This window comes from Methylobacterium sp. WL19, assembly GCF_008040005.1.
GTDB lineage: Bacteria > Pseudomonadota > Alphaproteobacteria > Rhizobiales > Beijerinckiaceae > Methylobacterium > Methylobacterium bullatum.
On sequence record NZ_VRVC01000043.1, the window covers coordinates 24,039 to 35,085 of the forward strand.

Here is an 11,047-nt window from a genome sequence, read left to right on the forward strand (position 1 = left end):
GGCGGTCTCGCGCGAACGTGTGGCCGGGCCACCCCATTTCGTCCCCTCGCTCGCCTACCTGAGGGCGAAGACTTACTCGCTGACGGACCCTGATGCCTGCCAAACCCGCTTTCTCCGCTCCCTGGCATGACCGCGCCGGCCGCGTTTCGGGCCTGAAACTCGCGACATTCCTGTTCGCGCTGGCGCCGGGGATCTGGCTCGCCGCCGCCTATGGGTTCGACGCCCTCGGGCCGAAGCCGATCACGGCCCTCATCCACAGCACAGGAGAGTGGGCGGTGCGCTTCCTGCTGCTGTCGCTGGCGGTGACGCCGCTGAGGCGGATCGCGAACTATCCGAAGCTCATCCTGGTCCGGCGCATGCTCGGGCTGACCGTCCTTGCCTATGGCATCGTCCATCTCGGCCTCTACATCGTCGATCAGAGTTTCATCCTGTCGAAGGTCGTGAGCGAGATCGTCTCGCGGTTCTACCTCACCATCGGCTTCGTGGCTCTGCTGGGCCTTGCCGTCTTGGGGATCACCTCCACGGACGGGATGATCCGCCGTCTCGGTAAGGCTTGGCCGCGCTTGCATAAATCCGTCTACGTCATCGCGGTGCTCGGCCTGTTCCACTATTTCCTTCAGGCCAAGATCGACGTGTCGGCGCCGGTCTACTGGACGGGCCTGTTTCTTCTGCTCATGGGGTGGCGGGAAATGCAGCGCTTCCGCCTGCCGATGAACGCGATCACCCTGCTCGGCCTAGCCATCGCGGCCTCCCTCGTCACCGCCCTGGTGGAGGCGGCGTGGTATGGGTTCAAGAGCGGCGTTCCCGCCAGCGCGGTGCTCGGAGCCAACCTCGAATTCTACGATGGCCTGCGCCCGGCCTGGTGGGTGCTCATCAGCGGCATCGCTCTGCCGCTGCTCAACCTCATGCGGCCCGCCATGAGTGGGGGCGGCAAGGGCAGGCCTGTCTCCCACCAGTCCGGGCGGGAAGCGGTCCAGGCGCGCTGAGTGCTTGCGACAGGCGAATCCCTCGCGCACAAGCTCAGCACCGTCTCGGTGAGTGGGCGTTTCGAACGTGAGGGAATTCCAGCGATGCGTGTCAGGCTTCTTGGAGCGGCTCTCGTCCTGACAGCCCTTCTGCCGTCCTTCGCCATGGCGGAATGCACGAAGGCCGTGCCGCCGGACCCGGCGACACGCCCGACGAAGCCGACCGCGCCCGCGAAGCCCGCCTGCCTCGACGCCAAAGGCGGATGCCCCGGCTGGGAGGCCTACACGTTCAACGACACGGTGAAGGCCTACAACCTGCAAATCGCGGCCTATCGTCCCCTGGCCGAGGCCTATGTGAAGGCGCTGAACGCCTATGTGAAAGCGAGCAGCGACTACGCGCAGTGCGAGGTGAAGGCGCTGCAATAGGGGGCGTCTTCGCGGACCCGTGACGCCCTCCCTCGCTTGACCCTCTCCGGGTGCGATGCCACAGCCTGCGGCATCGCCAGCGCCAGACAGGATGTCCGATGTCCGCTCCCCTCGACCTTCTCGTTCTCGGCAACGCCATCGTCGACCTGATCGCGCGGACGGATGAGAAATTTCTCGAACAGCAGGGCGTCCCCAAGGGCGCCATGCATCTCATCGACGAGGACCGGGCGGAGAGCCTGTTCTCGGTGATGGGACCGGCCACCATCGTTTCCGGCGGCTCTGGCGCGAACACCGCGGTGGGCGCGGCTCTCCTCGGCGCGAAGACCGGCTTCATCGGCAAGGTCCGCGACGACGAGCTCGGCGGTCTTTTCGCCCATGATCTCAAGGCGACGGGCGTCTCCTTCGCGGTGCCGGCCGCGTCGGAAGGCCCCGCCACCGCCCGCTGCTTCATCCTGGTGACGCCGGACGGCGAGCGCACCATGAACACCTATCTCGGTGCCTGCCAGGGCCTGTCGCCGGCCGATGTGGACGAGGCCACCGTGGCGAGTGCCCGCACCGTCTATCTCGAAGGTTATCTCTGGGACCCGCCGGCGGCCAAGGAGGCGTTCCGCAAGGCCGCCAAGATCGCCCACAATGCCGGCAACGCCGTCGCACTGACTTTGTCCGATGCGTTCTGCGTCGGCCGCTACCGTGAGGAGTTCCTGGGCCTCATCCGTGACGGAAGCATCGATATCCTGTTCGCCAATATTGGCGAGTTGAAGAGCCTCTACGAGACGGACGACGAAGAAGCGGCCCTCAAAGCTTTGCGTGACGAGCGCAACCAGCGCGGCATGCATCTCCTCGGTCTCGTCACCCGCTCCGCCGAGGGCGCGATGGTGGTGAAGGGCGGCGAGATCCGCTCCATCGAGGCCTCACCGGTGCATGAGGTGGTGGATACGACCGGCGCCGGGGACCTGTTCGCGGCGGGTTTCCTCGCCGGCCACGCCCGCGGCCTCGACTATGTGTCGAGCGCCCGGCTCGGAGCGCTGGCGGCGGCGGAGGTGATCCAGCATATCGGCGCCCGGCCGCAGCACGACCTCGTGGCCCTGGCCAAGGCGCGCGGACTCCTCTGAAACCACCGCCATAGCACCCCCCTTTCGACCGCCATCGGACGCGATTTACGGCGAAGCGGTAGATCGGTCCGATTCCGGTGCAAAAGACCCGCGAGAGCGGGCCTGCGAGGCTCAGCCGAGGAGCCGCTCGAACAGCGATCTGACCTCGGCGCGGCGTTCATCGAGTTCCGCCGCCAGGGTAGCGGCATCCGGCAGGCCCATGGCGATGGCGAGCCGCGTCAGCGCCACCGAGGCGCCCGCCTTCGAGTCCGCCTCGCCCATGAGACGCTGCCAATGGAGCGCATCGTCGAAGAGGCGATAGGCCTCGCCGAGCCGTCGCGCCTCGTTCACCGGCAGAAGGCCCCGATTACCAGCCTCGGCGAAGACGGAGGATGCATCGAGGCCGATGAGACCGGGATGGCTTTCGGCATGGGCCAGGGTGAGGGCCTGGGCCATGAAGTCGAGATCGAGCAATCCGCCGGGCGCCAGCTTGAGATCGAGCGGTCCCGCAAACCCTTTCTCGCTGGCCACGAGCCGGCGCATGTCGCGCACCGCGCGATAGACCTCCGCCGCCTCGCGCTTCAGCCCGACGATGGTCCGGATCTGCCCCATCACCTCGTCGCCGAGACTCCGATCCCCGGCGACGACCCGGGCGCGGGTGAGCGCCATGTGCTCCCATAGATCGGCCTCCCCCTGCTGATAGGGGAGGAAACTCCGGACCTGTACCGCCACGGGCCCCTGCCCGCCGCCGGGACGCAGGCGAAGATCGACCTCGTAGAGACCGCCGCGCCGGGTCAGCGCGGTCAGCGCCGCGACGAGGCGTTGCGTCAGCCGGTTGTAGGCCATCACCGCGTCGATCAACTTCGGCCCGAGGCTGGTCCGGTTTTCCGCATCGAAATCGTAGAGCACGACGAGGTCGATATCGGATTCCGCCGTCATCTGGTTGGCGCCGAGCCGCCCGAGGCCGAGGACGACACAGCGCCCGCCGGGCACCTCCCCATGCTCGGCGAAGAACTGGCGCGACACCGCCTCGAGGCTCGCCTCCACCACGGCGTCGGCGATGCCGGCATAGGCCCGCCCCGCCGCCTGCGGCGACAGGATGCCCGTGAGCAGCCGCGCCCCGGTGACGAAGCGCAACTGCCGCGCCGCGTCCCGGCTGCGGTCGAGGAAATCCTCGTAGGCCGCCGGTTTGCCGACCAGCCCGCGATACTGCGCGGCGATGTCCTCGGCATCCACTTTCGGCACGACGAAGGCCGGGTCGATGACCGTGTCGAGGACATGGGGACTGAACGCGACGGTCTCGGCTAGGCGCGGCGCGCTTCCCAGCAGGTCGGCGAAGAGCAGGCGCAGACGGTCGTTCGAACGCAGGATGGTGAGGAGTTCCACCGCCGCCGGCATGCGCGCGAAGGCGCGGTCGAGGGTATCCAGGGCCACATCGGGGTTCGGCGTGCCGCCGAGCGCTTGCATCAAGGCCGGGACGAGTTCGGTGAGGACCTCGCGGGCACGCGCCGTGCGGACGGCGGGGCGACGACCGAAATGCCAGCCGCGCACGGTCTCGGCCACGCGCTCGGGATCGGAAAAGCCCAGGGTTCGGAGAGTGGCGAGGGTCGCGGGATCGTCGTCCGTCCCGCTGAAGACGAGGTTGCCGACCGATGAGGACAGGTCCGGTTCGGCCTCGAACAGCAGCGCGTAATGCGCCTGCACCCGGCGGGCGTGATGGAGCAGTTTCGTTTCGAAGGCCTTGGCGTCGGCGAAACCGGCGAAACGGGCGAAGCTCTCGAGCCCCGCCTCTTCGGTCGGCAATCGTTGCGTCTGCTCGTCATTCACCATCTGCAGGCGATGCTCGATGGTGCGCAGGAAATCGTAGGCCTGCCCCAGTTCGTCGCGCGCTGTGCCGTCGATCCAGCCTTCCTCGGTGAGCGCCGCCAGCATCGCGATGGTGCGGCGGCCGCGCAGGTCCGGCCGTCTCCCGCCGAAAACGAGTTGCTGGGTCTGGACGAAGAACTCGATCTCGCGGATGCCGCCGCGCCCGAGCTTGATGTCGTGCCCGGCCACCGCGATCGTGTCGTGCCCGCGCACGGCATGGATCTGGCGCTTCATCGCATGGACGTCGGCGATGGAGGCGAAGTCGAAATACTTGCGCCAGACGAAGGGCCTCAGGCCGGTCAGGAAGTGTTCGCCCGCTTCGATGTCGCCGGCGATCGCGCGCGCCTTGATATAGGCGGCACGCTCCCAGTTCTGGCCGAGATTCTCATAATAGAGATAGGCCGAATTCAGCGAGATGGCCGTCGGCGTCGATCCGGGATCGGGGCGCAGTCGGTAATCGACACGGTGGACGTAGCCATCGGCGGTGCGCTCCTGCAGCAGCTTGGCGATCCCCTGCGCGAGTTTGGAAAAGAACGGCGTCGGAGCCAGTCCTTCCTTCAGCCGCGCGATATCGGGATCGAAGAACACGACGAGGTCGATATCGCTGGAATAGTTGAGCTCGCCGGCCCCGAGCTTGCCGAGGCCAAGGATGACGAGGCCGGATTTGAGCTGCGGGCTCGCGACGTCATGGGGGTGAAACCGCCCGGCTTCGGCCGCCTGCAACAAGAGAGCTTCGGCTGCCGCATGAACGGAGGCATCGGCGAAATCGGAGAGCGCCTCGGTCACCGTCGCCAGGGGCCAGAGCCCGCCGATATCGGCCAGGGCCACGAGAAGAGCATGGTCACCGCGGTTGCGTCGAAGCTCGGCGGCGACGGCATCGAGATCGCGGACCTCTCCGCTCTCACCGCGAGCGGCGGATCGCTGCCGGGCGATGAGGTCGGCAACCACGCGTTCGGGCGGTCGATCCAGCATCGCGGCGACGCGCTCGGGGTCTCGGACGACACGCTGCCATAAAAAGGGAGAATGGTCGGCGAGGCCGAGAAGCAGCGCTCGTCCCGCCTCGTTGAGATGGGCGAACGCGGCCTCGACCTCCTTGAGCCGTGCCGCCGCACGCTCGGGATCCATTAGCACGGGCGCCCTCGTCAGGCGCTGGGTCAAAGGCGCTTCCTCGGTCACGGGCTGTCCTTCCCCGGCTCAGCGGGTTCAGCAAAAGCGGGCACTGGTTCTACGTCAGAAAACGCGCGAGACTTCACAAGCCCAAGCTCGTGGTGGAAATCTGACGGATGGCAACCGCCTTGAGCGTCCGCGATGGGTGGGAAGCGGGCTTTAGCCCTCCGCCCGGGAGCGGACGTTCGGTGTTCGACCCAACGTCGCCTGAGCTTCCGGTCCGTGCCGTCCTGGGAAGCGGACGTTCGCGGGTTGGGCGTTATGTAACATCGCGGTTCGCACAATCGCATTTATGGTTCGGCAAGGCCGGGAATAGTCTTCCCGCCTCCGATAAGAAATAAGTAGTCAGTTTAATCCCTAACTCGCTGCAAATTTATGTAGTAATTTAGTGACAGTCCAATTAGCAACAGTCTATATTACGACACTAACTAAAGTTACTATAAATATTTATTCAATATTATTATCGCGAACTGAAACCTCTATGGCTAACCATGCGTATCAGCGTCGCCGCAAACCTGTGAGCCGCACGTGCATCTCAGGCTGCGAGTAAGGGAGACGACGCAATGGCTACGATCAATGGCGATAACGGCGACAATTTCCTGACCGGCACCGAAGACGAAGACACCATCAATGGCCTCGGCGGCGACGATACGATCGACTCTGTCGATCGTCCCGCCAATATTTTTGCCGGATCCATCGATCCTGTGCGTGATATCGTTCGCGCCGGTTCTGGCGACGACAACGTCACTGGCGGAAAGCTCGATCGGTTGGTCGGCGGCCAGGGTAACGATTTCCTGTCGGTCAATTTCAATTTCAATGGACCGGTTGTCGGCTCGGCAACCCCAATTACGTTGACGCTCGACGAGAACGGTACGGGCAGGGCGTCCGACGGCACCGTCATTTATGGTTTTGAGTCGGTGAACTTCAACCTGTCCGACACGGGCGATAACGTCGTCGATACCGGCAATGTCCGGGCGCAGCTGACGGGTGGAAACGGAAACGACACGCTCACCACGGGCTCGGCAGACGATGTCGTCTATGGCGGCGGCGGTAACAACGTCATCTCGACGGGCGGCGGCAACGATACGATCGGCGGCGGTTCCGGAATCGACACCGTCTTCGGCGGCGACGGCGACGACACGTTCGGCGTCAACGTCTCCACCGATGGCAGTGACCAGGTGAATCTCGGCGACGGCAACGACACCGTCCGGTTCGATCGCGCCGATGGTGGTGCCGGCAACGTGCGCCTGACCTTCACCTCGGCCGAGGTGGGCAACGGCAATACCAACGATGCCGGCAGCCTGACCAACCAGGATGGCGGGCTTGCAGTTCGCGTACAGGCAGAAGATGCCGACGGTAATCTGACCGGTCCCATCTCTCGCTACGACGATGAGGGCATCACCTTCGTGGCCGGAACGCAGGGCATCACCTTCGACGTTCGCGACCTCGTCTCGGGCACTCAGCGTGGCAATACGTTCGAGGGCGTGGTGCTCGGGACCAACGGTGACGATGCGCTGACGTTCTTCCCGCCCTTCCGCGCCGGGCAGGATTTCTACTACAATGCGGGCCAGGGCGACGACACGATCACCGCCGGAACCGGTAACGACTTCCTCGTCGGCGGTGCCGGCAACGACACCATGATCGGTGGCCTCGGCAACGACAGCTACGTCGTCGATTCCCTCGGCGATACGGTGGTCGAAGGCGCCGACGCAGGCACCGACACCGTTCTGTCCTCCATCAGCTACACCCTGTCCGACACCGTCGAAAACCTCACCCTCACGGGTACCGGCGCCATCGACGGAACCGGCAACGCCCTCGACAACAGCATCACCGGCAATATCGCCGATAACCGCCTTGCTGGCAGAGAAGGAAATGATCTCCTCACCGGTGGCGGTGGAAACGATCTCCTCATCGGCGGCGCCGGCGACGATATCATGCAGGGTGGTGCGGGCGACGACGTCTACGCCGTGGATGGAGCAGGAGATCAGGTTATCGAGTTGGCAGGCGAGGGCAACGATACCGTTCGCTCGTCCGTGAGCTACACCTTGTCGGACAACGTCGAGAACCTCGTCCTCAGGGAAGACGGCGATCTGAACGGTGCCGGCAATGACCTCGACAATCGCATCACCGGCAACGACGGCGACAATCGTCTGAGCGGCGGCGCAGGAGACGATTCACTCGTGGGTCGCGACGGCGGCGACACGTTGCTGGGTGGCACGGGAGCCGACGCTATGATCGGCGGCACTGGGAGCGATACCTACGTCATCGACAACGCTGGCGATCGTATCATCGAACAACCGGGCGAAGGCTTCGACACCATTCGATCCACCGTCAGCCACACGATGGAAGCCAACACCGAAAAGCTCGTGCTCTCCGGTACCGATGATCTGACTGCCAACGGCAATGAGATCCGGAACCAGATCTACGGCAATGACGGCGACAACACGATCTACGGCGACGACGGCCGTGATCTCCTTTTCGGCCGTGATGGTGCCGACACCTTCGTGTTCAAGGCCGTCACCGACAGTGACGTCGCGGTGTCCGGACGCGACATCATCAAGGACTTCGACTTCGCCGAGGGCGATCGCATCGACCTCAGTGGGATCGATGCGAACCTCGGACAGGCCGGAGACCAGGGCTTCCAGTTCATCGGAACGGACGGCTTCTCGGGTCAGGCAGGCGAACTGCGGACGAAGTTCGGTGGTGGCAACACCCTTCTCCAGGGTGACACGAACGGAGATGGAGCGGCTGACTTCGCCGTTCTCCTCCAGGGCCAGCAGACCTTGGATAACGGGTCGTTCGTCGTCTGACGTCCAATCACATATTGAGAGGGGCTGCCTGACGGCAGCCCTTTTTTATGTCCGCAAATTAAGCGAAAGCCTGACAGGTTGGCTTGGTGTCGTGCGGTTAGCCTGCCCAAGACCGCTCGCACCTGAAAACTGTGTGCGGTTCTCAAAGGTCAAGAATACGGCTGTGACGGGACGTCCCTACTTCACATCGTGAGAGACCGTCGCGAACCTGCTTCGTATCTCTCACAACACCTCCGCTGCACCGTTGTGCCGTGAGCGAAAACCGACGGTGACCGGGAGTTTCGTAAGGCACTTTCAGGCAGGCAGGGTCATGACGACGCGGAGTCCCGGTCGGTTGTCTTCCAGCGCGAGCGCGCCCTGATGAAGGCGCACCACCGCATTGATGAGACTGAGCCCGAGCCCGAATCCCGGCAGGGACCGCGCCTCCTCCAGGCGGACGAACCGGCCGAGCACGCGCCCGCGCGCGTCTTCCGGAATGCCCGGACCATTGTCGGAGACGATGACCGCAATGCCCGATCCGCGCTCTTCGGCGGTGACACGCACCGTTCCGCCGGCGCCGCCATATTTCACCGCATTGTCGATGAGGTTGGCGAGGGCCTGGCCCACGAGTTCACGATTGCCACGGATCATGAGCCCTTCGGGCGCCTCGATGGCCAGTTCCATCCCCCGCTCGGAGGCCAGCGCCTCATAGAGTTCGCCCACCTCCTGCGCCACGAGGCCGAGGTCGAACCGGGCCATGATCTCCTGCGCGTTTCCGGCCTCCAGCCGCGCGATCATCAGCAGGGCATTGAAGACCCGGATCAGGCCGTCGCTCTCCTCGATGACGCCCTCCATGGCGGCACGCAATTGCTCGGGCGTATCGGCGCCGTGAAGCGCCTCATCCGCGCGGTTGCGCAGCCGGGTCAGCGGCGTCTTGAGATCATGGGCGATATTGTCGGAGACTTCGCGCAGGCCGCGCATCAACTCACCGATACGCTCGAGCATCTCATTGAGATTACTCGCCAATCGATCGAGTTCGTCGCCGTTTCCGGCGACCGCCAGCCGCCCATCGAGGTCGCCGGCCATGATCCGGCGCGTCGTCTCCGTCATGGCGTCGACCCGCCGGAGGACGCGGCTGGCCACGAACCATCCCCCGACGACGCCGAGGATCACGACCAGGGCCACGGAAGAACCGAAGGTCGTCGCGATGATGGAGCGCAGCCGGTCACGCTCCTCCACGTCGCGTCCGACGACGAGGCGGAAGCCTCCGGGAAGAACGAAGACCTGCAGAATGGCGTGGCGGTCGAGCACGTCGGACTGACCGCTGCGGGCATAGGCGGCCTCGGTCTGGCCCGGCTGGGCCAGGGTTCCATCCGCGAGCGCCCCGACATTGCCGACCACCCGCTCTCCCGCCGCCGTCGTGACCAGATAAAGGGAGGCTCCCGGTTCGCCGGCCCGGCGTTCGACGACGGAGATCAGCCGGCGCAGGCCTCCGGCCTTGTACTGTTCCGACAGGCCGTTGATCTCGGCCTCGATGGTCGACACCATCTGGTCGTCGAGGACCCGGCTCGCATTCCAGGCGACATAGCCCAAAGCCAGGAAGGCGAAGGTCGCGAAGACCACCAGATAGGCGAAGGACAGCTTGAAGGCGGTCGTCCGGAACAGATTCCGGATGCGCGCGGGCAGAGCATCGGCCTCGCTCACGGCGCGTCGGACGCGCGGGAGGTTTCGTCCGGTCGCAGGATGTAGCCGGCACCGCGGATCGTATGGATCAGGGCGGTGTCGAAATCCTTGTCGAGCTTGGCCCGCAGGCGCGAGACATGGACATCGATGACGTTGGTCTGCGGGTCGAAATGGTAGTCCCAGACATGTTCGAGCAGCATCGTGCGGGTCACGACCTGCCCGGCATGGCGCATGAGATATTCGAGCAGCCGAAATTCGCGGGGTTGGAGCAGGATCTCATGCCCGCCGCGGGTGACGCGGTGTGACAGCCGGTCGAGATGCAGGTCCCCCACATGATAGGACGTCGCCTCGGCGGTGCCGGGCGAGGATGCGCGGCGGCGGGCCAGCACCTCGGCGCGGGCGAGGAGCTCGGAGAAGGCATAGGGTTTTGGCAGATAGTCGTCGCCACCGGCCCGCAGGCCTTTCACCCGGTCGTCGACCTGCCCGAGGGCCGAGAGGATCAGGATCGGCGTGTTGACCTCCTGCTCGCGCAGGGAGCGAATGAGGGACAATCCGTCGAGCTTCGGCAACATGCGGTCGACGATGAGGACATCGTAATCGCCTTCCCGCGCCAGGGCATAGCCATCGAGCCCATCGACCGCATGGTCCGGCACGTGTCCGGCTTCCTTGAAAGCCTTGACGAGATAGGAGACCGCCTCGCGGTCGTCCTCGATGATGAGAAGGCGCATGGGGCCGGACGATACGTGGTCGGGAATGCGCGGGAAAGCCGCTTGAGCTTGGATCGGCACGAAGCCCCCTCCCCTCTTCTGAGACAGGATGGGAGTGTGCCGGGCCTCGACTTACCGCCCTTTGGCCGGATCATGACCATCCGGTAAGAAAAGCGACACCGAAACGCAAAACACCCGCCTCGGAGGAGGCGGGTGTTTTGGTGTCATCGTTGAGGGGGGATGTTTTCTGTACTGTGCAGGTCTGGCGGCGACCGACTCTCCCGTGTCTTGAGACACAGTACCATGGGCGCTGGTGTGTTTAACGGCCGAGTTCGAGATGGGATCGGGTTCTG

The 11,047-nt window shown here is 64.9% G+C and carries 7 protein-coding genes and 1 rRNA gene; 4 read left to right on the forward strand and 4 right to left on the reverse strand.

Annotation, left to right across the window (positions count from 1 at the left end; translation table 11 throughout):
* The first annotated feature begins 92 nt into the window (after nt 1–92).
* From FV220_RS10880 to FV220_RS10890, 3 genes are all read left to right on the forward strand, one after another.
* On the forward strand, nt 93–986 hold the full coding sequence (locus tag FV220_RS10880; protein ID WP_147831316.1) for a protein-methionine-sulfoxide reductase heme-binding subunit MsrQ: 894 nt from the start codon (nt 93–95) through the stop codon (nt 984–986).
* Between the two features lie 84 nt (nt 987–1,070).
* Nucleotides 1,071–1,391, forward strand: coding sequence for a hypothetical protein (locus FV220_RS10885; protein ID WP_018042124.1), 321 nt, complete (start codon nt 1,071–1,073; stop codon nt 1,389–1,391).
* Between the two features lie 98 nt (nt 1,392–1,489).
* Nucleotides 1,490–2,503, forward strand: a complete 1,014-nt coding sequence (locus FV220_RS10890; RefSeq protein WP_147831318.1) for an adenosine kinase — start codon at nt 1,490–1,492, stop codon at nt 2,501–2,503.
* A 111-nt stretch (nt 2,504–2,614) separates the two neighbouring features.
* On the opposite strand, the gene FV220_RS10895 is transcribed toward FV220_RS10890, so the two are convergent.
* Complete coding sequence (locus FV220_RS10895; protein WP_246689430.1) at nt 2,615–5,473, reverse strand: bifunctional [glutamine synthetase] adenylyltransferase/[glutamine synthetase]-adenylyl-L-tyrosine phosphorylase; 2,859 nt, start codon at nt 5,471–5,473, stop codon at nt 2,615–2,617.
* A gap of 605 nt (nt 5,474–6,078) precedes the next feature.
* On the opposite strand from FV220_RS10895, the gene FV220_RS10900 reads away from it, so the two are divergent.
* The gene (locus FV220_RS10900) at nt 6,079–8,325 is read left to right on the forward strand and encodes a calcium-binding protein (protein WP_147831322.1); all 2,247 of its coding nucleotides are present in this window, start codon (nt 6,079–6,081) and stop codon (nt 8,323–8,325) included.
* A 294-nt stretch (nt 8,326–8,619) separates the two neighbouring features.
* On the opposite strand, the gene FV220_RS10905 is transcribed toward FV220_RS10900, so the two are convergent.
* The 3 genes from FV220_RS10905 to rrf all read right to left on the reverse strand — a co-directional run.
* The gene (locus tag FV220_RS10905; RefSeq protein ID WP_056150171.1) at nt 8,620–10,008 is read right to left on the reverse strand and encodes a HAMP domain-containing sensor histidine kinase; all 1,389 of its coding nucleotides are present in this window, start codon (nt 10,006–10,008) and stop codon (nt 8,620–8,622) included.
* Complete coding sequence (locus FV220_RS10910; protein WP_147831324.1) at nt 10,005–10,715, reverse strand: response regulator transcription factor; 711 nt, start codon at nt 10,713–10,715, stop codon at nt 10,005–10,007. Before FV220_RS10910 ends, FV220_RS10905 begins: the two co-directional genes overlap by 4 nt.
* A gap of 239 nt (nt 10,716–10,954) precedes the next feature.
* Nucleotides 10,955–11,047, reverse strand: a 5S ribosomal RNA gene (gene rrf / locus FV220_RS10915); the annotation flags it as partial.